18 protein-coding genes are annotated in these 22,173 nt (G+C 62.8%); 11 read left to right on the top strand and 7 right to left on the bottom strand.

Annotated elements, in window-relative coordinates:
- Nucleotides 1-134 precede the first annotated feature (134 nt).
- Nucleotides 135-1,904, top strand: coding sequence for a M20/M25/M40 family metallo-hydrolase (locus PW789_RS19190; protein ID WP_299379940.1), 1,770 nt, complete (start codon nucleotides 135-137; stop codon nucleotides 1,902-1,904).
- 258 nt (nucleotides 1,905-2,162) lie between these two features.
- A complete protein-coding gene (locus PW789_RS19185) occupies nucleotides 2,163-3,740 on the top strand; it encodes a multicopper oxidase family protein (RefSeq protein ID WP_299379936.1) in 1,578 nt (525 codons plus the stop codon).
- A 54-nt stretch (nucleotides 3,741-3,794) separates the two neighbouring features.
- Here PW789_RS19185 and PW789_RS19180 read toward each other — a convergent pair whose 3' ends face one another.
- Nucleotides 3,795-5,300, bottom strand: a complete 1,506-nt coding sequence (locus PW789_RS19180; RefSeq protein WP_299379933.1) for a hypothetical protein — start codon at nucleotides 5,298-5,300, stop codon at nucleotides 3,795-3,797.
- Between the two features lie 182 nt (nucleotides 5,301-5,482).
- Here PW789_RS19180 and PW789_RS19175 point away from each other — a divergent pair, with 182 nt between their 5' ends.
- Nucleotides 5,483-6,328, top strand: coding sequence for a class I SAM-dependent methyltransferase (locus tag PW789_RS19175; protein WP_299379930.1), 846 nt, complete (start codon nucleotides 5,483-5,485; stop codon nucleotides 6,326-6,328).
- Nucleotides 6,329-6,364: 36 nt separating this feature from the next.
- Nucleotides 6,365-7,438 carry an ATP-dependent DNA ligase gene (locus tag PW789_RS19170; RefSeq protein ID WP_299379927.1) on the top strand — a complete coding sequence of 358 codons (1,074 nt, stop codon included), beginning with the start codon at nucleotides 6,365-6,367 and terminating at the stop codon, nucleotides 7,436-7,438.
- Here the strand turns inward: PW789_RS19170 and PW789_RS19165 are convergent.
- Entirely contained in the window at nucleotides 7,409-8,890 is a 1,482-nt protein-coding gene (locus PW789_RS19165; RefSeq protein ID WP_299379922.1) for a DNA polymerase domain-containing protein, read from the bottom strand. The genes PW789_RS19170 and PW789_RS19165 overlap by 30 nt on opposite strands.
- 77 nt (nucleotides 8,891-8,967) lie before the next feature.
- Between PW789_RS19165 and cax the strand changes: the two genes are divergently transcribed.
- On the top strand, nucleotides 8,968-10,050 hold the full coding sequence (cax, locus tag PW789_RS19160) for a calcium/proton exchanger (protein WP_299379919.1): 1,083 nt from the start codon (nucleotides 8,968-8,970) through the stop codon (nucleotides 10,048-10,050).
- 25 nt (nucleotides 10,051-10,075) lie between these two features.
- Nucleotides 10,076-10,867 (top strand): peptidoglycan-binding protein, encoded by a 792-nt coding sequence (locus PW789_RS19155; protein WP_299379916.1) that lies wholly within the window; start codon nucleotides 10,076-10,078, stop codon nucleotides 10,865-10,867.
- Nucleotides 10,868-10,894: 27 nt separating this feature from the next.
- Here PW789_RS19155 and PW789_RS19150 read toward each other — a convergent pair whose 3' ends face one another.
- A complete protein-coding gene (locus PW789_RS19150) occupies nucleotides 10,895-11,623 on the bottom strand; it encodes a hypothetical protein (RefSeq protein WP_299379913.1) in 729 nt (242 codons plus the stop codon).
- Complete coding sequence (locus PW789_RS19145; RefSeq protein WP_299379910.1) at nucleotides 11,623-12,876, bottom strand: C1 family peptidase; 1,254 nt, start codon at nucleotides 12,874-12,876, stop codon at nucleotides 11,623-11,625. The genes PW789_RS19150 and PW789_RS19145 overlap by 1 nt, the downstream gene beginning before the upstream one ends.
- 201 nt (nucleotides 12,877-13,077) lie before the next feature.
- Between PW789_RS19145 and glyA the strand changes: the two genes are divergently transcribed.
- From glyA to accD, 5 genes are all read left to right on the top strand, one after another.
- Entirely contained in the window at nucleotides 13,078-14,355 is a 1,278-nt protein-coding gene (glyA, locus tag PW789_RS19140) for a serine hydroxymethyltransferase (RefSeq protein WP_299379906.1), read from the top strand.
- A 156-nt stretch (nucleotides 14,356-14,511) separates the two neighbouring features.
- The gene (locus PW789_RS19135; RefSeq protein ID WP_299379903.1) at nucleotides 14,512-15,462 is read left to right on the top strand and encodes a hypothetical protein; all 951 of its coding nucleotides are present in this window, start codon (nucleotides 14,512-14,514) and stop codon (nucleotides 15,460-15,462) included.
- A complete protein-coding gene (locus tag PW789_RS19130) occupies nucleotides 15,459-16,100 on the top strand; it encodes a hypothetical protein (RefSeq protein ID WP_299379900.1) in 642 nt (213 codons plus the stop codon). Before PW789_RS19135 ends, PW789_RS19130 begins: the two co-directional genes overlap by 4 nt.
- A gap of 170 nt (nucleotides 16,101-16,270) precedes the next feature.
- Nucleotides 16,271-16,759, top strand: coding sequence for a DUF4126 family protein (locus PW789_RS19125; protein ID WP_299380383.1), 489 nt, complete (start codon nucleotides 16,271-16,273; stop codon nucleotides 16,757-16,759).
- Nucleotides 16,760-16,823: 64 nt separating this feature from the next.
- A complete protein-coding gene (accD, locus tag PW789_RS19120; RefSeq protein ID WP_299379897.1) occupies nucleotides 16,824-17,693 on the top strand; it encodes an acetyl-CoA carboxylase, carboxyltransferase subunit beta in 870 nt (289 codons plus the stop codon).
- On the opposite strand, the gene PW789_RS19115 is transcribed toward accD, so the two are convergent.
- The 3 genes from PW789_RS19115 to PW789_RS19105 form a co-directional block, all read right to left on the bottom strand.
- Nucleotides 17,690-18,232, bottom strand: a complete 543-nt coding sequence (locus tag PW789_RS19115) for a hypothetical protein (RefSeq protein ID WP_299379894.1) — start codon at nucleotides 18,230-18,232, stop codon at nucleotides 17,690-17,692. The genes accD and PW789_RS19115 overlap by 4 nt on opposite strands.
- A 126-nt stretch (nucleotides 18,233-18,358) precedes the next feature.
- Nucleotides 18,359-20,974, bottom strand: coding sequence for a DUF3536 domain-containing protein (locus PW789_RS19110; RefSeq protein WP_299379890.1), 2,616 nt, complete (start codon nucleotides 20,972-20,974; stop codon nucleotides 18,359-18,361).
- A gap of 79 nt (nucleotides 20,975-21,053) precedes the next feature.
- Complete coding sequence (locus PW789_RS19105) at nucleotides 21,054-22,070, bottom strand: zinc-binding alcohol dehydrogenase family protein (protein WP_299379887.1); 1,017 nt, start codon at nucleotides 22,068-22,070, stop codon at nucleotides 21,054-21,056.
- Nucleotides 22,071-22,173 lie beyond the last annotated feature (103 nt).

The following is a 22,173-nucleotide window of genomic DNA, read 5'->3' as shown; positions in this document are numbered from 1 at the left end:
CGGTGCGGCTTCGCCTTGTTGATGTGGCTTAGCCTGTTTGTCATTCCTCCACTGCGTTTGCGGAGAAAGTCGTCCCGCGCCGTTTTGCTATCCTTCCTTATCCGAAAGCCCATCCTTTTGCGGAGGCCCACCCCATGCCATTTGTACGCACTCTTGTGCGCTGGAGCTGCTTTACTGCTGCTGCGGCGACCCTTGCCATCCCCTCTATTGCCGCTGACAAAAAGGCCGCACCGAAAGAGCCTGTCGCCGCGATGCCCTCGTACTACGGTCCGCAACCTGCGACCGAGAGCCTCGACCTTTCCATGTATGCGCGCATCCGCGAGGAGGGCTTCAGGCACTCGCATGTGATGGAGTTCGCCGATGCGCTGACCAACGGCATCGGCCCACGGCTGACCGGGTCGCCCAACATGAAGAAGGCGAACGAGTGGACGCGCGACACGCTGACCAAGGTGGGGCTTGAGAATGCGCACCTCGAGGACTGGGGCGAGTTCGGCATGGGCTGGCAGCAGATCAATACCTGGGGCCGCATCGTCACACCCGACTCCGAACCTCTCTGGTTGCAGGCTGCACCGTGGTCGCCCGCGACCAACGGCCCGGTGACCGGCGAGGCTGTTTACATCAACATTTCGGACGTGAAGGATCTGGACAAGTACAAGGGCAAGCTGAAGGGCAGGATCGTGCTCTTCGGCGCCATTCGCACCACGCCCGATCTCGATGGACCCCTCTTCCATCGCTACACCGAAGAGGAGCTGAAGGAGATGGAGACGTATCCCGAGCCGCGTGCGGGCGCGCCGAATGTGCAGCAGCTGATGGCGGACCGCATGCGCATGCGGCAGGTGCGCACCGAGGCGCTGAAGATGATGACCGACGAAGGCGTCGCCGCGATCATCACGCCGACGCGTGACGGCGGCAAGGGCGGCGGTACCGGCATCATCTTCGACGACAACGGAGCGAACCTCGTCACCGGCGCGCAGAAGAAGGAGGTTGCCGTCACCATTCCCAATGCCGTCATGATGATCGAGCACTACAACCGCATCGCGCGCCTGCTGGAGCACAACGTACCGGTCACGCTCGAGGTGAACATCGAGACGAAGTTTACCGGCGATCACGAGCATGGCTTCAACACCGTCGCCGAGATTCCCGGCAACGATCCGAAGTTGAAGGACCAGGTGGTGATGGTCGGCGGCCATCTCGACAGCTGGATCTCGGGCACCGGCGCGACCGACAACGGCGCGGGTTCGGTGGTGGCAATGGAGGCGGTCCGCATCCTGAAGTCGCTGGGCGTGAAGCCGAAGCGGACGATTCGCATCGCGTTGTGGTCGGGCGAAGAGCAGGGGCTGTTCGGCTCGCAGGGCTACGTGAAGCAGCACTTCGGCACCTTCGCTGAGCCGGAGCATCCCGATGCGCCAAGCGTGCCTGCGTTCATGCGCACGAAGGGCAAGCTGACGACGACAAAGGAGTGGGAGACGCTGGACGCCTACTACAACCTCGACAACGGCACGGGAAGAATCCGCGGCGTCTACACGCAGGAGAACTATGCGATTGCGCCGATCTTTGCGCAGTGGCTGGCTCCGCTGAAGGACCTGGGCGCGACAACGATCAGCTACCGCAACACCGGAGGGACCGATCATCTCTCCTATGACGCGGTGGGCCTGCCGGGCTTCCAGTACATCCAGGACCCGATGGACTACGAGACGCGGACGCATCACTCCGACATGGACACCTTCGATCGCCTGCACGCGACGGATCTGGAACAGGCGGCGGTGATTGAGGCGATCTTCCTCTACAACACCAGCGAGCGCGAGGCGATGATGCCGCGTAAGCCCTTCCCGCACCCGGAGTTGGACAAACAGCGCTCAGCACCGCTGGAGGGCATCTACCCCAACGCGGCAGAGACGAAGTAAAGAGAAACACCGAAACGAAGTAAACTAAAGCTGTTAGGAGATCGGCGGCGAGGGCAATAAGCCTCTCGCCGTCTTTCCTTTGCAGGGAGACTTTTTGCGTTGAGGCTGTGATTCGGATCCGGATTTTGCGGACACAGCCCAAAGATGCAGAAAACACGGGTCGTTTCGGCTTCTGCCGAATCCAATAGGAGAGCGGAGTTCCGCGCGCAGTCTAACCACTGCCATAGGTTCTTCGTCTGTTTGTGTAGAGGGCTTGGATTGTTTTCACGACGTCGATTCATTCAGCGTGGCGGGGCACTCGCTACGGGACTAACTCTGGGAAGGAAATCCTGGGCGCGAGGGTTTGCCGGTGAGCCGGCACAGCTGATTGACGCGACGAAGCTTGCTCCGTTCGTCGACCCGCTGCCGATTCTCCCCTTCGTTCGCAGCGGGCCCACACGGCCCGATCCCAATGACTCCTCGCGGCGCATCCCGTACTACCACGTCAGCATGGACGAGGTGGAAGTCCAGCTGCATCGCGATCTGAAGACGACGCGGATCTGGGGCTTCAACGGCAGCTCGCCCGGCCCTGTCTTTGAGGTGCAGAGCGGCAGGCCGGTTGTGGTGGAGTGGAGCAATCATCTGCCGAAGAAGCACCTGTTCCCCATCGACTACTCGCTGCATGGAGCGGAGCACGACAAGCCTGACTGTCGCTCGGTGATTCACCTTCATGGCGGCCGCACGCCTTCCGAGAGCGATGGCTACCCGGAGAACTGGATGGCCTCGGGCAAGTCGCAGTCCTGCTACTACCCCAATCGTCAGGATGCGGCGGCGCTCTACTATCACGATCACGCCATGGGCATCAGCCGACTTAACGTGTACGCCGGTCTGCATGGGCTTTACCTGGTGCGTGACGAGTCCGAGGCTTCGCTGAAGCTGCCCAGAGGCAAGTACGAGGTGCCGCTGGTGCTGTGCGATCGCATGGTGGGCACGGGCGGTCAGCTGCTGTACCCGGTCTCGAACGACGCCGAGCATCCGTGGGTGCCGGAGGTGCGCGGCAACGTCATCCTCGCCAACGGCAAGATCAAGCCGTACCTCGAGGTCGAACCGATCCGCTATCGCCTGCGCGTCGTCAACGGATCGAACGGACAGACCTTCAATCTCGCTCTCAGCGGCGGTATCGGCACCATGTACATCATCGGCAGCGACCAGGGGCTTCTGCCGAAGCCGGTCGCGGCGAAGAGCGTCCTGCTGGCGCCGGCGGAGCGCGCCGATGTCATCATCGACTTCACCGAGTTCTCCGGTCAGAAGGTTATTCTCCAGAACGATGGAGCACCGGTGATGCAGTTTCGCGTCAAGGCCTCTGATGGTCGCGACGACAGCTACCTGCCGCCATCGTTGCAGCCGATGCATCGGCTCGTCGAGGCAGACAAGACGCGGCGCCTGACCATCGACGCCACCGGCCTGGCCGAACATGCCTCGCTTAATCGCAGCACCTGGGCGACGCCTGTGACCGAGAAGCCTGTGCAGGGCTCGACGGAGATATGGGAGATCGTCAACCTCACGGACAGGACGCATCCCGTGCACCTGCACATGGTGCGATTCCAGGTGCTCGATCGCCGCGGCTTCGATGTGGCGCTCTTCAAGCAGTCCGGCGAGCTGCGGTACATTGCGCCGCCGAACCATGTGGCTGCGGAAGAGGCTGGATGGAAGGACACCGTACGCTGCGAGCGCGGACAGGTGACGCGCATCATCGTGCCCTTTACGCCTTACTCCGGGCGCTACGTGTGGCACAGCCATCTGCTGGAGCAGGAAGACCGCGGCATGATGCGGCCGTATGAGATCGTTCCGTCTTAATGCGGATGACGGAGAAGACGACGGCGAGGGCAGAGGCTCTCGCCGTCATTGTTTTCACCAGCTGTAGTGCACGGTATAGGTGATGGTTGTCTCGCCCTTCGCAGGCACGTTGACTGCGAAGTCGGCCGTATTGCTGTCGCGCTTGATGTAGTCGGCGGACTTGGCCGTGATCTTCCAGTTCTGCGCGCGATGCAGATGCTCGACGGCGTGGATAACGACGGGTTGCGGCTTCTGGTTGGAGAGCTTGATCTCGAAGCTTTCGTCGATGGTGTGAGCGTTGGTGTCGGTGTGGAAGTCAGTCTGCCTGCGCTCGCCGGTCAGGTCGAAGGCGTTGCCGCTGGTGATCTTTACCGGCTGCTCGGCTGGCGTGTGCTGCACCATGTTCTCTCCGATGAACTGCATCTGTCCGCCGGAGTCGCGGCGGTAGAGGCGCAGGCGTCCCGCGGGCAGCGGCATGCCGAGGTGGTTCGCCTCGGAGTTTTTGATCTCCTGCTGGATCGTGACGCGCTTGTTGTTCGTTAAGCCGTAGCTCGGCTGGACGTTGAAAAAGCCGGCGTAGACAGGCTGCTGGTAGCCATTGGTGTACACGTAGGTGCGCTCGACGGCGACGCCGGAGGACTCGAGGAATTGCACCTGCTTGGTCTCGCTGTTGCGCAGCGCGACGGTGCGGTGCAGATCGTAGAGGTGGAAGTCGTCAAAGTCTTTCTGCGTCACGGCGATCTGGTCCGCCATCACAGAGGAGCCCATGCCTGCAACGCCTGCCATCATCGCGCGTGGACGAAACTCCTGCACCTTGGCCACGTCGCCTGCCATCAGCTGTATCGTCGCCTGCGGAAAGTCGGTGCCGGATTCATTTCGGATGGTGACCCAGCCGAGCACGTCTGCCATCTCGCTGCTCGCAGTGGAGGAGCTCTCCGGCAGCACGACGTTGTAGGTCGCCTGCCAGCTGATGCCGTGCGTAATGTAGGCCAGCTCCGCCGGAAAGCTTGCCGCCTTCGGTGCCGTGATCTGCCAGCGCAGCGTAGGCTTCAGCAGCAGGCCGTCGGTCGAGGCGGGGAAGAGTGGTGTGCCGGGCAGCTGAAACTGCATGCGGCCGTTGACCTCGATCAGTGGATTGTTGCCGGCGCGAATGACGCGCCCCTGAATCACTCTTGGCGCGACATGCGTCTCGCTCGTGCCCTCTTTGTCGATAACGGAAGGGCCAACCTGAAAGTCGAGCATCTTGCCCTCATACTTCTCGAGCAGCCACTCCTGCGTGACGACACCTGCGTCGTAGTTCTGCTCGGCGATGGTGAAGGCGTTGTGGCCGGTGGGATCGCGCAGTACAACGGAGTCCGGCTCAAGCTGGCTGGTGACATTTGCGGTCAGCACCTGATTGTCTCCCGCGATAAGGCTCAGCGGCACAGTCGTGCGGGCGACCGCGAAGTCCTGGTTGTAGATTGTGAGTGCCGTCGGCGTCACAGCAGGCTGCTGCGCGAAAGCGGGCGATAGAACAAAGGCAACAATGGCGAGAGGCGAAAGAGAAGCGAGAGGCGGAAGAGAGCAAGAGGGACGGTGCATCCGTAGGGATTCCTTTCCAAGTGCGCGGCGTTGCCGCCGACAAGGTATCGACGGCACCAAGGCACGCGAGCTGCTGGTTAACAGACCCCCGCTTTGCAGAAAATGTTCCCGGTTTGTTCATCTTTTATTTGAAGCGATGCTCTGCCTCTGAAACTGCGCGATTGCATAGACTGTTGGTAGATATGCAAGAAGCACGACCATCCCGCACAGCGCTTCGCGTGGCCATGCGCCGCGCCGCGCATCAGATCTTCGACGCACAGCCACTGGTGTTTGATGACCCCATCGCTGTGCCGATCCTCGGCAAGGAGTATCTGCCCGAGGTCGAGCGCACGCGCTTCAAGCTGGCCAAGCCGCACTCTGTCGCGCTGCGTGCCTTTCTCGTGGCGCGCAGCCGTTATGCGGAAGAGTTGCTGGCCTCGGCTGTCGCGCGCGGCGTGACGCAGTATGTGTTGCTGGGTGCGGGACTCGATACCTTCGCGCATCGCAATTCGTTTTCCGGGCTGCATGTCTTCGAGGTCGATCATCCGGCGACGCAGCAATGGAAGCGTGATCTTCTCGCGGCCAATAATATCGCGATCCCTGAAAGCCTGACGTACGTGCCGGTCGACTTCGAGCATCAACTCCTCGCCACACAGTTGGCGGAAGCGGGGTTGGATGCATCGAAGCCCGCCTTCTTCGCGTGGCTGGGTGTCGTGCCGTACCTCACGATAGAGGCCTTCCGCTCCACGCTTGCGTATATCGCCGACCATCCCGCGGGCTCCGGTGTCGTGATGGACTACGGGCAGCCACGCGAGGCGCTGCCTCTGCTGGAGCGGATGGCGCGTGACTCGATGTCGTCGCGTGTGGCCAGCGCGGGCGAGCCCTTTCAGCTCTTCTTCACACCTAACGATATGGCGTCGGAGCTGCGCGGCTTTCATGACATCGAAGACCTCGGCACCGCCGAGTTGAATGAGCGCTATTTCTCCAACCGCAGCGACAACCTGCGCATGATGGGCGCTGGCGGACGCATCGTGAGCGCATGGCTTTAGTGCGGCGTGGCGTGCGATTGATGTAGCATCGCTCGCATGAATCTGCCGGTGCCTCCGCCTGTGCTGCCCATGCTCGCCAAGCGTGTCGATGATGTGCCCGAGCAGGGCGCGTGGATCTTCGAGCCGAAGTGGGACGGCTTTCGTGCGCTGATCTTTCGCGCCGGCGATGAGTTGATGATCCAGAGCCGCGACCAGAAGCCCCTCGACCGCTACTTCCCGGAGCTTGCAGAGCCGCTGAAGACGCAGTTGCCGGAGCGCTGCGTGCTCGACGGTGAGATCGTCATCGCCGCTGCGACGGGATTGGACTTCGACGCGCTGCAGCTGCGGATTCATCCCGCGGCCTCGCGTATCAAGTTGCTCGCGCAGCAGATTCCGGCGTCGGTCGTCTTCTTCGATGTGCTCGCAGTCGGCGATCGCGATCTGCGTACGACGCCGTTCGCCGAGCGCCGCAGAGAGCTCGAGGCGCTGCTGAAAGACGCAAAGCCTCCACTGCACATCACACCCGCTACGCGCGAGACGGCGATGGCACGCGACTGGTTCAAGCGCTTCGAGGGCGCGGGCCTTGATGGTGTGATGGCGAAGCCCGTCGATGGAATCTATCAGCCGAATAAGCGCGTGATGCTCAAGATCAAACATGAGCGCGACTGCGACTGCGTGGTGGCGGGTTTTCGCTGGCACAAGGATGCGGAGAACGAGGCGATCGGCTCACTGCTGCTTGGGCTTTATGACGATGCGGGCATGCTGCAGCACGTCGGCGTATGCGCCAGCTTTACGCAGGTGAAGCGTCGCGAGCTGGTCGAGTTTCTCGCACCGTATCGTGAGCATGCGCTCGAGAATCATCCGTGGCGTGGCTGGGCCGAATCGAGTGGTGAAGGCCGCATGCCCGGCGGCCAGTCGCGCTGGAGTCAGGGCAAAGACCTCTCGTGGCAGCCGCTGCGGCCGGAGCTCGTCGTCGAGGTCGCCTATGAGCACATGCAAAGCACGCGCTTCCGCCACATGGCGCAGTTTCGTCGCTGGCGCACGGACAAATCGCCAGCGCAATGCACCTATGAGCAGCTTGAAGTCGTCGCGCCGCACGAGCTAGCCGACATCTTCTCCGTTGGTCGCTGAGGGTTTCTTCTTCCGCGTGCGCTTTGGCGCTGCTTCGGAACCGCCCTCGCGCCAGGCCCGCGTCGGGTCATCGTCAGGATCGGGCGTCTGCTGCTGCGGCCGCTGCTCTTCAGGAACGTGGCGCAGGTTCACGCGAATGCGATACCAGACGTACGACGCGCCGCGCATGCGATCGACGAGCACGTCGTCCACGGCGAGCAGGGCCGCCGCCTCGGGGTGGGCTTGCTTCCACCGCTCCAGTCCCGCCTCGGCAGCGGCCTTGTCGGGCGACTGGGCGACGATAATCAGCGGCTGCGAAGAGACACGTGTGCGACGCGGCTTCTGCTCGGCCTTTGCCGCGGGATCGGTCTCGGTGCCGCTCTCTTCTTCGAGCTTCTTCGAACGGCCGCGAAAACGATGCTCGCCGAAGCCTTCATCCATCTGGCTGGCAAACGACTTTTCTTTCTTCCTCTTTGCTCGCGAAGGTGCTACACGCGCACCCTCGCCCTCCATCTTGCGGAAGTGCGGCGGCCAGGGCGCGTCGCCCAGCCCCGAGGCCTCATCGCGTGCCGCAAGATCGAGCAGGGCATCCAACGAGCCGGGCTCGCTGTCCATCGCGTCGAGCAGATTGCCCTTTGCGGTGAAGCGATCCGGCACGGTGAAGATGGTGAAGTCGGCGGCATCGCACGTCATCACCTCATCCCACGCGAGCGGTGTCGACACGCGCGCATCCGGCAGCGGTCGCACCGAGTAGGCCGAGCAGGTGGTGCGATCCTTCGCGTTCTGGTTGTAGTCGAGGAAGACGCCGTGCCGCTCCTCCTTCCACCACTTCGAGCTGGCTAGTTGCGGCACGCGGCGTTCGACTGCGCGTGAGAGCGCAAGCGCGGCGCGGCGTACCTCGGTGAAGGTCCAGCGGGGCGCAATGCGCACGTTGATGTGGATGCCGCGCGAACCGGAGGTCTTGGGCCAGCCGCGCAGGCCGACCTCTTCGAGCTGCGTCTTTACCTCCATCGCGACGCGGCGCACGTCATCCCAGCCAACGCCGGGCTGCGGATCAAGATCGACGCGCAACTCGTCGGGGTGGTCGAGATCGCCGGTCCGAACGGGGTGCGGATGCAGCTCCATGCAGCCGAGGTTGACGATCCACGCGAGTCCGGCGGCATCGTCGACGACGATCTCCTCGGCGGTGCGACCCGAAGGAAAGGACAGCGTGACGCTGCGCATCCATGCAGGCTTATCGCTCGGCGCACGCTTCTGGTAGAACGGTTCGGCCTCGGCGCCGTTGACGAAGCGCTTGAGCACGATGGGACGATCGCGTATGCCCTGCAGCGCACCGGGCGCGACCGCAAGATAGTAGCGCACGAGGTCGAGCTTGGTGACGCGCACCTGCTGCGAGAAGTAGAGCTTCTCCGGATGCGATACCCGCACCTGGTGGCCGTCGATCGAAAGCAGTTCCGACTCGTCTGCACTCACCGGGACAGGGTAGCGATTGCAGGCGAATTTGTCGAAGGGCGCATCGCCGGATATTGCTTCATGCGATGCCAGCGGCTATGTTGAACGCTATGCTCAACTGGCTGCTGGTCTTTGTACCCCTTACGATTGCGCTCGAGTTTCTTCATCCGGAAGCGCATACGTGGATCTTTCTTTCTGCGTGCCTCTCGGTGATTCCGCTGGCGGGCATCCTCGGTCATGCGACCGAGCAGATCGCCTCGCGGCTGGGTGAGGGAATCGGCGGCCTGCTGAATGCGACCTTCGGCAACGCGGCTGAGCTGATCATCGCCATCGCGGCGCTGCAGCGTGGGCTCTACGACGTGGTGAAGGCCTCGCTGACGGGATCGATCATAGGGAATGTGCTGCTGGTCTTCGGACTCTCGGCCTTCTGCGGCGGCATGAAGTTCAAAAAGCAGAAGTTCAACCAGACTGCCGCGAGCGCGCAGGCCGTTCTGCTGACGCTGGCTTCCGTCGGGCTCATCGTGCCGGCGGCCTTTCATCATCTGCAGAACTACGGTGCGCACGACCGCGAGAACCGTCTTGGTCTCGACATCGCCGTCGTGCTGCTGCTGACGTATGTGGCTCATCTCGTCTTCTCGCTCTACACGCATAAGACACTGTTCGCGGGGAACGGGGAGGCAGAGGCAGAGCACGGCGAAAAGCCGGCCAACCTGGTGCGTGCCGTCATCACGCTGGCGCTGGCAACGGCTGCCATCGCGTGGATCAGCGAGATCCTCGTCGGCTCGGTGCAGGAGGCAGCGAAGTCCTTCGGCATGACGGAGGTCTTCGTCGGTGTCATCGTCGTCGCCATCATCGGCAATGCGGCGGAACACAGCACGGCGGTGATGGCCGCGATGAAGAACAGGATGGAGCTGTCGTTTGGCGTCGCAGTGGGTTCGAGCATACAGATCGCGCTGCTGGTCGCTCCGCTGCTGGTGATCCTGAGCCACTTCATCGGGCCGCGTCCGATGGACCTGGCCTTCTCTCCGGCTGAGGTGCTGGCGATCTTCCTCGCCATCCTCATCACCGGGCAGGTGGCGCAGGATGGCGAGACCAACTGGCTGGAGGGCGCGCAACTGCTCGCCGTCTACGTCATCCTCGCTATCGTCTTCTACTTCCTGCCCGAGGTGGCGAAGGCGTAGCTCGGTCTTTGAACGAATAATTATTGTGTTGAATCCGAACGGAGATGCGATATCTTTCCGCATCAGAAAAAAATCTGACCGGGCCTCACTTCTCGAAGGGAGATTTTCTATGGCCACTGGTGCAGATCTAGTAAAACTCGCTATCCCCCACATTGGAGAGACATATGTCTTCGGAGCAAATGTTCCGAAGAACAATGCAGGCTGGACCGGTCCATGGGACTGTGCAGAGTTCGTTTCATGGATGGTCTATCAGGCGGCAGGCATTCTTTACGGTTGTGCCTCCGATGACTCTGACCCTGCAACTGCGGATGCATTTACTGGCTACTGGGCGAGAGATGCGCAAAAGATGGGACAGAAGGTGACAGTCGCTGTCGCAGCTCGAACGCCAGGTGCCGCGATAATGCGGCTGGCAGTTCCAAATGGTCTTGGTGGTCACATCGTCATCTCCGACGGCACAGGAAGGACAATCGAGGCTCACTCTTCTGCCGACGGAGTGATCCGGGGAAGCTTGGCCAACCGAAGATGGGACTATGGCATTCTCGTTCCAGGCATAGCTTATACACAGACTGAAGCCGCAGTACCTCAGCTTGCGCTCAAGCAAATGGTTCTTCGTCAGACGAAGACCCGCACCGCTCTTCCGAAGATCAAGGCAATTCAGAACGCCCTGATGAAGAAAGGCTTCAATACCGGGGGAACCTGGGGAGTGTTCGATGCACATACGACGGCCGCTGTTCAGGCATTTCAGGTAAGCAAGGGGCTCGTCCCTGACGGCGAGGTCGGAGCGAAGACTGCTAGGGCACTCGGAATAAAGCTTTAGTATTCGGCTCGAACGATACGTGCCTCTTCAGCCCTTGATCAGCGCGAGAATTTTGTCTCGTGTCGTGTGATCATCGTCGAAGCCACCGTGCGTTGTGCTGTTGCTGCAGGAGCCGGGAGCGTCGTAGAAGCTGATGTTCTTCAGCCCCATGGAGCCGATCTGGCTGTTGAAGTACTTCTCCATGCCGAGGATCGGCGTCTCTTCGCCCTTCTCGAACGAGCGCGAGACGAGGTAGAGCAGCGATCGGTTGTAACCGAGGATCGGCTGACAGGTCGGGTCCTTCAACTCGGTCTCGTCTGTCAGCTGAAACTGGTTGTACTGCTTCACGCGGCCGCTCAGGATCTCCGGGACGACGTTCGCCTTGAAGACGTCGGCGCGCACAGCGGGAGCCATAAAGTTCACCGTCTCGAAGTTCCACTTCAGCCGGTTGACGATGTAGCTATGCACAATCGCTCCGGCCGAGTGGCCGATCAGGTGCAGCCGTATCTTCGATTTGTCCTTGAAGTACGGCGACCGCGTGCTGGCCTTGTACAGCTTCAGGCCGCCGGAGTCCTGCGCCGACGAGATCGCATCGGCATTCTGTTTCATCTCGCCCCACACCTTCGATCCCGGCACGGTCAGCAGCTTCTCCAGGCGATCGTCCCACCATGTCCGCATCTTGTCGAAGGGGCCGCCGGTGGTGCGCTGCTGTTGCTGCTTCGCGTCGATATCGGCATAGATGTTCTTCAGCGTCGACCACAGGTCCGTCTCCCACATCAAAAAATGGGGTAGATCTGCTTCTCGTACATCGCAGGAATCCAGCTGGCCGCTGTTGCGGCCGCGCCGTTCTCCGACGTCAGCCCGCCGTGAGCGTAGATGGCGATGTCCATCGGCGCGCCTTCAGGCAGCTTCCAGTCGTCGCGTACGCGTTTGATCTGCTCGTTCAACAGCCAGTCCACATCGCTGTCCTGCGTGCGGAAGTCGCCTGTATTGCTGAGGCGGCCGTTGTTCTCCATGTCGATGATGTAGGGTGCGATCTCGCGGTTGCGCAGCGTCTCATCGCTGGCCAGCTGCACCTGGCCGGCGGCGTCGGTGCGCAGGGTCTTGGCCTCGGCGATCTCCTGGTGCAGGTGCGTGGGCACGCCCAGCTGCGCCACCCAGCAGTCCATCGCGTTGTCGGTCCAGTCCTGGTAGGTGAGCACGGCGCGCCCCCCCGTTCCCCAGTCCATGTCCCACGAGTTGTGGACGATGAAGCCGTCGCGGTTGTAGCCCACGATGGCGAAGGCGTGCGCGCCGTCGCCGGGCAGGCGTTTGCGCTGCGGAATGATCCAGAACGGCACCTTGGGATCGCGGTGCGGCCTCACGCCTTCCATCCAGCCGGAGTGGACGACGGCGCTCGCGTACAGCACGCCGATCTCGTTCAGAGCCACCTGCATGTCGGTCACGCTGCGTGTGTCCACGCGGTAGTAGGCGCCCAGCGGGCGCTTGACCGCATCCTGCCACCAGTCTTTGGCAGGATTCTTGACCGGCGCGGGCATATCCTCGTCCTGCCACAGCGGCGCAGCGCAGGCGCCGTACTTGAACCAGCCCTTCATGGCGCCACGCAGACTCGAACCGGTGTCCTTGGTCGGGTCCCCGGGAAACTCGTCGTACCGCCGCGCCATGGAGTACAGCATGAACGGCGAGACCGCCTGCTGCCTCTTGTCGCGTTTGGCCTTGTGCTGCAGGTGAAAGATGACGCTGGAGAGCGCGAAGCCGGTGCAGGCGCTGGTCTCCTGCTGGTTTAGGACAGGGATCTTCAGCCTGGGCAGCAGCATCTGCGCCGGAATCAGCATCACCGACGGCATATACGGCCGATCGCGCAGGTCGATGGCGTCCGGGACAACGTTGGTCTTCGGCAGGGGACGGTCAGCGGCCGGTTTCGCCGTGGGCTTCTTTGCTCTGGCCGTAAGTCTCTTTGTTTTCGATACGATCCTGCCGGCCTTCACCGCGGGCTTCCTTGCGGCAGGGGAGGTCTTCTTCGTCGCCATGACGAGCTCCTGAAAGAGAGATCAAAACTGCGTGGCCCGGGGGATTGGTTCGTCCACGATACCGCAGATGAGCTTCACGCATTGATAATCCGAGGCACAAAGCGCTTCAGCGCCACCAAAACCCGGCCGAACACCTCGTAGGGCGGTCGAGGTCTCAGAGGCCCAGGGCGATGCAGGGGGCGGCTGGAATAAAATAGCCTTATGTCCATCGATCAGAACGCCCCGCTTGCGATTGCTGACCCCGAGATCGCCGCTCAAGTTGAAAACGAGGTCCTCCGTCAGCACGAGGGACTGGAGATGATCGCCTCGGAGAACTTCGTCTCCCGCGCCGTGCTCGAGGCCGCAGGCACCGTCTTCACCAACAAGTACGCCGAGGGCTATCCCGGCAAGCGCTACTACGGCGGCTGCGAGTTCGCCGACATCGTCGAGAACCTGGCCCGCGACCGCGCCAAGAAGCTCTTCGGCGCCGAGCACGCCAACGTGCAGCCCTCGTCCGGCTCGCAGGCCAACGCCGCGGCCTACATGTCGATCATCAATCCGGGCGACACCGTCCTCGGTCTCGACCTCGCGCACGGCGGCCACCTGACCCACGGCCACAAGCTCAACTTCTCCGGCAAGCTCTACCGCATCGTCGGCTACCAGGTCCGCAAGGACACCGAGACCATCGACTACGACGAGCTCGAGGCCAAGGCCGTCGCCGAGAAGCCCAAGGTCATCGTCGGCGGAGGCTCTGCCTACCCGCGCTTCTGGGACTTCGCCCGCATGCGCGCCATCGCCGACAAGGTCGGTGCCTACCTCTTCATCGACATGGCTCACTTTGCCGGTCTCGTCGCCGGTGGAGCGCACCCCTCGCCCGTGCCGCACGCGCAGATCGTCACCACGACCACGCACAAGACCCTCCGCGGACCCCGCGCCGGTCTGATCCTCTGCCAGCAGGATCTCGCCGCCTCGGTCGACCGCTCCGTCTTCCCCGGACAGCAGGGCGGACCGCTGATGCACATCGTCGCCGCCAAGGCCGTGGCCTTCAAGGAGGCGCTCGATCCCTCCTTCTCGACCTACGCGCATCAGGTGGTCAAGAACGCGAAGGTGCTGGCCGAGGCGCTCGCCGCCGAGGGCTTCCGCATCGTCTCCGGCGGCACCGATAACCACCTCATGCTGGTCGATGTCTTCCAGAAGGGCATGTTCGGCTCCGAGGCGGAGAACGCCCTGGGCGCGGCCGGTATCACGGTCAACAAGAACGCCATTCCATATGACACCAACCCGCCGATGAAGCCCTCGGGCATCCGCATCGGCACCCCGGCGCTCACCACGCGCGGCATGAAGGAAGGCGAGATGAAGCAGGTCGCCGTCTGGATCGCCCGTGCGCTCGAGAACCGCAACGACGAGGGTGCGCTCAAGAAGATCCACGGCGAGGTCACCGAACTGGCCGACCGCTTCCCTCTGTACGAGTTCCTGCGCCAGCCCCAGCCTGTCGCCTAACCAACCCATCCGGCTTCATGCACAACGCCGCCGCGAGATGCCCTCTCGCGGCGGCTCTGCTTTTAAGCTCCGAAATTGACGCCATCGCTGCGTATAGATATAGTCGGATTCCGACCACGAATCCATCCCCGTCATCGCAGGGAAGGTGAGGCAGGTATGAGACGGTTCCGGTGCAGGCTTCCGCTTGGTGTGATCCTCGCAGTCGTCATGTTGGCTCCTCCAGCCCATCCGCAGATGACGACCGCCCAATACGACAACGCGCGTACCGGTGCTTACGTCCATGAGACGAAGCTGACGCCGCGTAACGTCAACTCCCGCCAGTTCGGAAAGCTCTTCACCCTGAAGGTCGACGGAGATATCTACGCCCAGCCGCTGTTTCTCTCCGGCGTGACGATCCCCGGCAAGGGAAAACACGACGTCGTCTTCATCGTCACCGAGCATGACAGCGTCTATGCCTTCGACGCATACGGAAAGCCGTCCACGCCACTCTGGCACGTGAGCTTTGTGCATGGGGATGTTGATACGGTTCCCGCCAGCGATGTCATGTGCCCCTTCACGCAGCCGGAGGTGGGAATCACGTCGACGCCGGTGATCGATGCGAAATCCGGCATCCTCTACGTGCTGGCCCGCACAAAGGATCCGAGCCTCCCGGCAAAGGTGCAGTACCAGCAGAAGATTCATGCCCTGTCCGTAACGTCCGGCGCGGAGAAGCTGGGCGGCCCGGTCGAGATAAAGGCATCGGCGCAGGGAACCGGGGCAGGCAGTCAGGTTACTCGCGTGGCCTTCGATCCGCTGCGGGAGAATCCTCGAGCAGGCCTCCTGCTCTCGAACGGCCTGGTCTATCTCACCTGGGGCTCGTCCTGCGACGTTGGACCGTACCACGGTTGGATCATGGCCTACGACGCTGCGACGCTGAAGCAGAAGGGGGTCTTCAACACCTCGCCCGATGCCGATGACAGCGGAATCTGGGCCAGCGACACCTCGCCCGCAGCGGACAAGGAAGGAAATGTCTTTGTCGCGACGGGTAACGGTCAGTTCGACGTCTCCTCGGGAGGCAGAGACTACGGAGACACCCTCCTCAAGCTGCGCGCCGATGGTCAAAGTTGAAGCCGGTCGACTATTTCACGCCGTTCAACGCAGACGAACTCAATGCGAAGGATCACGATCTTGGATCGGGCGGCCCGATGCTCCTGCCCGACCAGCCCGGCCCGCACGCGCACCTCGCCGTCGTTGGAGGCAAGGGGCCCATGATCTACGTAGTCGATCGCGACCGCCTGGGGCATTTTCAAAAAGGAAGCAACAGCCATGCCGTCCAGACGATTCCGACATCGCGCGGAATCTACGGGTCGATGGCGTATTGGAACCGGAATGTCTTCGTCCTCAGCGACTACGATTCGCTTCGCGATTTCGAGGTAAAGGACGGCAAGCTTGTCTTCAAAGCAGCCAGCAGCTTCAAGCTGGAGGATCACGCCGCAACCCCAATGGTCTCTGCGAATGGCGAGAAGGACGGCATCGTCTGGGTGCTGAGTTCCAAGGGCTGGTCATCGCCCGACCGGCTGGCCGTTCTGTACGCCGCGGACGCCGCAGACATCTCGCACCTGCTGTATACGAGCAGTCAGAACGCGGCGCGCGACAACGCCGGCTATGCCCTTCGCTTCAACATTCCGACCGTCGTGAACGGGCATGTGTATGTTGGCGCTAAGGGAGAAGTCGACGTCTACGGTCTGCTTTCGCAAAAACAGTAAAGAATGCCAGTAAGTAGCCGCAGACCGCAGATCCTCTGCAAGGCTGCGGGAGTGCGTCCGCTGAGTCCTAATGGTCCTATTCTTCGTCCACATCATCAGCGGCCTCGTAAAAGGGATTAGCATCCGTAGCACCGGGCCTCGTAGATTTCCGGATGGAGGAGTTGGTTTCGATGACCATGGAGGTGATGACCTGGCTGATTGCGATCCCGCTGCTCGGTTTCATCACCGGGATGCGGACCATGACGCCGATGGCGGTCCTCTGCTGGTTTGCATGGCTCAAGCTGCTTCCCGTTGGCGGCTCCTGGGCCTGGTGGTGCGCCAGCCTGCCCGTCGTCATCGCCTTTACCGTGCTCGCCATCGCTGAATATGCGGCGGATAAGCTGGGGATGAGCCCCCGCCCGACCCGGCCGGTCGTCCTGCTGATTCGCTTTTTCTTTGGTGGCCTTGTGGGAGCCATTCTCGCCTCGGGGCTGGACGCCTCGGGCGTCGAAGGGGCGACGCTGGCAATCCTGGGAGCACTGGTCGGGGCCTTCGCCGCCTACCAGCTGCGGCACCAGCTGACCCGCCGCATCGGCTGTAAAGCCTGGCAGGTCACCCTCACCGAAGACGTCTTCGCCGTCTCCTTTGCCATTCTCTGCATGGGCATCGTCACCGGGTGAGCGCCCCACACCGCCCTCGGCCAGCTACAATAGCTGAGTCACATTTCAAAAGGCACAACGGCACATGAGCTGGTTCAAACGCGAAGAAAATGAGATCGTCAACGACCCGGAGCGGACTGTCCGGACCGAGGGTCTCTGGGTCCGCTGCCCGAGCTGCAACCAGGTCATCTTCAAGGCCGACCTCGCGGCGAACCTGAACGTCTGCCCCAAGTGCGACTATCACTTCCGCATCGGCGCCCGCGAGCGCATCGAGAGCCTGCTGGAGCCCGGCTACGAGCTGGTCGACCTCGACCTGCGCTCGACCGATCCGCTGGAGTTCACCGACCTGAAGCGCTACAAAAAGCGCCTCGCCGACGCCCAGGCCAAGACCGGCCTCAACGACGCTATCGTCAACGCCATCGGCAGCATCGGCGAGCAGCCCGTCGTCATCTCGGCGATGGAGTACGCCTTCATCGGCGGCTCGATGGGCTCGGTGGTCGGCGAGACCATCGCCCGCGCCGTGGACCGTTCGCTGGCGACACGGCACCCGCTCATCATCATCTCCGCCTCCGGAGGCGCCCGCATGATGGAGGGCATCGCCTCGCTGATGCAGCTGGCCAAGATCTCCACCGGGCTGGGCAGGCTCGACGATGAAGGCATCCCCTACATCTCGATCATGACCGACCCGACCACCGGTGGCGTCACCGCCAGCTTCGCCATGCTGGGCGATCTGAATATCGCCGAGCCCGGCGCGCTGATCGGCTTCGCCGGACCCCGCGTGATCGAGCAGACCATCCGCCAGAAGCTCCCTGAGGGCTTCCAGCGCTCGGAGTTCCTGCTGGAGCACGGCTTCCTTGACGCCATCGTCGGCCGCAAAGAGATGAAGCAGTACCTCAGCCAGGCCCTGGCCTGGGCTACCGCCAAGTCTGGCCCTCCAACCCTGTCGGTTCCTTAGGCCATGCGCTGAAAGGCGCGTAGCGGCTGCGGTTTGACGCGCGTGGCGTGGATAAATCCCTTCTCGCCGCGGGTCGCTGCCTGCGCTCCCCAGCCCGTGGGGACGACCTCCGGCTCCTTCGGCCGCACCGGCCCGGCCCACGATTCGGCTTCGATCATCTCTACCGTATCCCGGTCGTAGCCCATGCGCTCCAGGATCGGCATATCGTCGCGGTCCAGCGCCGACTCCACCAGCGCCGGAGCCTTGGCCGAGGCTGCCGGCATGCCTGCCGGAGCAGCATTTGCCATCGCCTCGGTGGCTTCCTTCGCCGCCGCCCTGCCTGCATGCTGTCCGGCGACGATCGCCGCGGTGAAGTTGTCCATCAGGTGCTGCACGCACTTCTGGCCGCACAGGTGGCGTGCGCCGCGCCGCGACTTCTTCGACGCATCCCAGCCGCGCAGACGGATCTCTCCGCCGATTTCATCGGCTACAAACCAGAAGCTGGTCGATTCCAGCCTCTCCGCTCCACAGATATCGCAATTGATCGCCTGCCGAATCATCCTCGTCTCCTCGCGCGTGCTCCAAAATCGGTGCTTCAGATTGGCACAGTGCTCTCATCGGCAGAGCGGCTGCCGAGTTGAGGAGGAGTTGCAGAGAAAATTTCGAGCAGGGAAGGGCGAGCGCCGTTAGAAGACGCTCACACCCTCTTCCGTCACCAGCTGGTCGACGCGGATGTTGATGGCCTCGCCCAGCGCACGGTAGTCTTCGCTCCACTCCGGCGTCCAGTAGCTGCGCTCCGTGCGCCGCAGCAGGTCGTTCCAGATGTTCTGTGCCTGCCACAGGTTCACCTCGAAGGGCACCTTGCGGAAGGTCTCTGCCATGGCCAGCGCCTGCGCCAGGGCGCCGCTGTTGACCGAAGGATCGCCCGCCGCCTCCGCCTCCAGCCGCACCATCGCATTCTTCATCCGCTGCCCGGCGATGAAGCCCAGCTGCTGGTTGTTGAGCGTGATGCGCTCCGAACCTGCGCGATCGACCAGGGAGAGCACATACTCCGGGTCGAAGTTCTCCGCGTCGATCGCCCGCCGCAGCGACGCGTTGATGGCGAAGTTCGCCGCCACCTCCAGTGCCGGGGGCGGTGTAATGCCCGTGTCGGTCAAAAAGTCCAGCAGCGAGGCGTGATCGTTGTAGATCTTGCGCAGCGAATCTTCCATCTCCGCGACCGTCTGGTTCAGGATGACCTGCACGATGCGGTGCTGCTCGTCGGCGAAGAGCGAGGTCAGCGAGTAGCTGGTCGGCGCCGGTGCGCTCTCCGCGTCGTGCGCGCCCTCCGGGGTGTTGAAGTAGTGGTCGATGAGCCGGATGACCTCGGGCAGATTGGCCCGTCGCATCGCCTGCGCGATCTCCTTCGAAAGATGATGGAACGACTCGACCTGCTCTGCGTCGTTGGGATCGTAGCGACGGATGGCGGCGGAGATGTTCTGATCGCCCAGGTGCAGCACGGCGTAACAGATCTCCTCGGTGTCCTCGGTGATGCGCGAGAAGATGCGCGCCCCTCCGACTGCGATGCGGCCCCGGCCCGAGCTGTAGACCTCGTGGCTCACCCGATGGACGTTGTAGCAGAAGATCTCGCCATCCTCCGGATAAGGCCGGAAGATCGAGCTGATAGCGTAGTGCGCGCCCACTTGTTCGAGACCGATCTTCATGCCGGTGACATAACGGCGATAGACCTCGGCGCCGTTGCCCAGGTCGGGGATGTTGCTCTCCGCGCCTTCGAGCATCTCCAGAAACTTTGCTTCGAGCGCGGCTCCCGGCTCTCCGAAGAGCTTGGCCGCCAGCTGCAGGACGCGGCCCGCATAGGCGATCACCTGCACCGTCTCGATGCCCGAGATCTCGTCGAAGAACCAGCCGCACGAGGTGTACATCAGCTGGGTATGTCGCTGCAGCTCCATCAGCTCCAGCGCCTGGATGCGTTCCGTCTCGGAGAGGGGGTGCGACTGATGCTCGGCGAGGAACTTTTCGCTGTTCGACTGCCGGTCGAGGATCACCTTGATGTACTCGTTGCGCGCACACCACAGATCCTTGAAGAGTCCCGCCGACAACTGCTCCGAGAGAGGCGCCGTGGCATCGCGCAGCATATCCAGCGCGTCCCGCAGAGGCGCGCGCCACAGCTGGTTCCACCCCGGTCGGCCGCTGTTGCAGCCGCAGTTGGAGCGCCAGCGCTCCACGCCGTGCGCGCAGCTCCACGCCGTGTCGTCCACCACCTCGGCCTCCCATCGCGGGGGAAACTTCGCCAGAAACTCGGCGTAGTTGGTCAGCTTGGCCAGATTGTTGTTCTGCAGCCAGAACATCGCGTAGGAGAGCGCCATCTCGCCGTGGCGGTGGTGATGGCCGTAGCTCTCGCCGTCGGTGGCGACGTGCGACAGCAGCGCCTCGTCGCCGGCCTCGGCCTCGGCTCCGAAGCCCTTCAGCAGGCGTTCGCCGAAGACCTCGCCGCTGTTCAGCAGACCTTCAAACGCAATGGCGCGCGAGGCCGGACCGTCGTAAAAGAAGATGGCAATCGAGCGGCCCTCATCGAGCTGGACGAGGTAAGGCCGCCTCGTGTCCACCGAGCTGTCCGCCGTCTCCATCCAGTTGAGCGAAGTGTCTTCCTCCAGCCTCTCCGCCGGCGTCAGCGTACGGAAGGCATTCATACGCCGCACGCGGGCGCACTGGTGCGGCGCAAGGATGGTGAACTTGATGCCTTCCCTGGCCATCATGTCGAGCACGTTCCGGTTGACCGCCGTCTCGGCCAGCCACATGCCCTCCGGCTTGCGGCCGAAGCGGAACTCGAAGTCCGTGATGCCCCAGCGAATCTGCGTCAGCGCGTCGCGCTCGTTGGCCAGCGGCATGATGATGTGGTTGTAGACCTGCGCGATCGCCGAGCCGTGCCCGGAGTGCCGCTCCGCCGAGGTCCTGTCGGCGTCCAGAATCATCCGGTAGGTGCGCGGCGCAAAGTCGCACAGCCAGCTCAGCAGCGTGGGGCCGAAGTTGAAGCTGATTCGCGCATAGTTGTTCAGAATGCGGATGATCTTGTTCTCGCGGTCGGTGATGCGCGAGGCCCCGTTCGGCGCATAGCACTCGGCGGTGATGCGGTCGTTCCAGTCGTGGTACGGCGCGGCAGAGTCCTGCACCTCCACCGTCTCCAGCCAGGGATTCTCCCGCGGCGGCTGGTAAAAGTGGCCATGAATACAGATATAGCGCTCCGGCGCGGCGGGTGGGGCAGGAGCGACAGCTGGCTTGGATGGTTGTTTTGACTTTGCCATGTTCTCCCTTAGAGGCTACAGTGCCCCGCCGGGTTGGTGGCAAAAACCCCGGCCCCGCCGGACCGGGGTTACGCGCCCATTAGAATCCCGCCAGCACGATCTTGCCGTGCGACTTGCCGCTCTCCAGCAGTTCGTGCGCCTTTCGCAGGTTGGCGGCGTTAATCGTCCCGAAACTATGGGCGACCGTCGTGCGCAGGATGCCCTCGTCCACCAGATCGGCCACCTCGTTCAAAATCCTGTGCTGCGCCGCCATATCGTGTGTCTGGTAGAACGAGCGGGTGAACATCAGCTCCCAGTGCAGCGCGGCGGCCTTTTGCTTCAGAGGTTTGGCGTCGAGCGTCGCTGGATCGTCGATGACCCCAAGATGCCCCTGCGGCGCCAGCACTTCGATCAGCGCAGGGTAGTGCTGGTCGGTGGCCGTCAGCGAGACGATGTACTCCGCCTCGGGGATGCCGATCGCCTTCATCTGCGCCGCCAGCGGCTGGCTGTGGTCGATCACATGATGCGCTCCCAGCTCCAGGCACCACTTCTGCGTCTCCGGCCGCGATGCCGTGGCAATCACGGCCATCCCGGTCAGCCGCCGCGCCAGCTGGATCATCATGGAACCCACGCCGCCCGATCCACCGATAATCAGCAGGCTTCCTGCATCTGCGGGCTTGCCGGGCTTTACACCCAGGCGGTCGAACAGCAGCTCCCACGCCGTCAGGCTGGTCAGAGGCAGGGCCGCCGCCTGCGCGAAGTCCAGCGACTTCGGCTTGTGGCCCACGATGCGTTCATCGACCAGGTGAAGCTCGGCGTTCGCACCCTGCCGCACCCGCGAACCGGCATAAAACACCTCATCACCCGGCTTGAACAGCGTCACCTCTTCGCCCACCGCTTTAACAACTCCCGTCGCATCCCAGCCCACCACGCGGTATTCGTCGCCCTCCAGCGGTCCCGAGCTGCCACGCACCTTGTAGTCGACCGGGTTCACCGAGATCGCCTTCACCTCGACCAGCAGGTCGCGGCCCTTCGCCACCGGGTCCGGCAGCGTAATGTCCAGCAGGGAATCGGCATCGGTCACCGGCAGCGGCTTCTTGTATCCAACAGCTTTCATCGTCGTGTTCTCTCCTCAGGCACGATCATGGCAAAATCGAGCAGATCGCGTAAGTACGCACATTTTCGCGGCGTAGTATCCCTTTGGATACCGTGGGCACGGA

Origin of the sequence: Edaphobacter sp. (assembly GCF_028283685.1) — a bacterium.
Lineage (GTDB): Bacteria > Acidobacteriota > Terriglobia > Terriglobales > Acidobacteriaceae > Edaphobacter.
This window is presented reverse-complemented; position numbering and strand designations above follow the sequence as displayed.

Bases quoted from the DNA above. Each gene is read 5' to 3' on its own strand.
- PW789_RS19190 (WP_299379940.1), top strand. From the start codon at position 135: ATGCCATTTGTACGCACTCTTGTGCGCTGGAGCTGCTTTACTGCTGCT.
- PW789_RS19180 (WP_299379933.1), bottom strand. From the start codon at position 5,300: ATGCACCGTCCCTCTTGCTCTCTTCCGCCTCTCGCTTCTCTTTCGCCT.
- PW789_RS19175 (WP_299379930.1), top strand. From the start codon at position 5,483: ATGCAAGAAGCACGACCATCCCGCACAGCGCTTCGCGTGGCCATGCGC.
- PW789_RS19170 (WP_299379927.1), top strand. From the start codon at position 6,365: ATGAATCTGCCGGTGCCTCCGCCTGTGCTGCCCATGCTCGCCAAGCGT.
- cax (WP_299379919.1), top strand. From the start codon at position 8,968: ATGTTGAACGCTATGCTCAACTGGCTGCTGGTCTTTGTACCCCTTACG.
- PW789_RS19150 (WP_299379913.1), bottom strand. From the start codon at position 11,623: ATGTGGGAGACGGACCTGTGGTCGACGCTGAAGAACATCTATGCCGAT.
- PW789_RS19145 (WP_299379910.1), bottom strand. From the start codon at position 12,876: ATGGCGACGAAGAAGACCTCCCCTGCCGCAAGGAAGCCCGCGGTGAAG.
- glyA (WP_299379906.1), top strand. From the start codon at position 13,078: ATGTCCATCGATCAGAACGCCCCGCTTGCGATTGCTGACCCCGAGATC.
- PW789_RS19135 (WP_299379903.1), top strand. From the start codon at position 14,512: ATGAGACGGTTCCGGTGCAGGCTTCCGCTTGGTGTGATCCTCGCAGTC.
- PW789_RS19125 (WP_299380383.1), top strand. From the start codon at position 16,271: ATGACCATGGAGGTGATGACCTGGCTGATTGCGATCCCGCTGCTCGGT.
- accD (WP_299379897.1), top strand. From the start codon at position 16,824: ATGAGCTGGTTCAAACGCGAAGAAAATGAGATCGTCAACGACCCGGAG.
- PW789_RS19115 (WP_299379894.1), bottom strand. From the start codon at position 18,232: ATGATTCGGCAGGCGATCAATTGCGATATCTGTGGAGCGGAGAGGCTG.
- PW789_RS19110 (WP_299379890.1), bottom strand. From the start codon at position 20,974: ATGGCAAAGTCAAAACAACCATCCAAGCCAGCTGTCGCTCCTGCCCCA.
- PW789_RS19105 (WP_299379887.1), bottom strand. From the start codon at position 22,070: ATGAAAGCTGTTGGATACAAGAAGCCGCTGCCGGTGACCGATGCCGAT.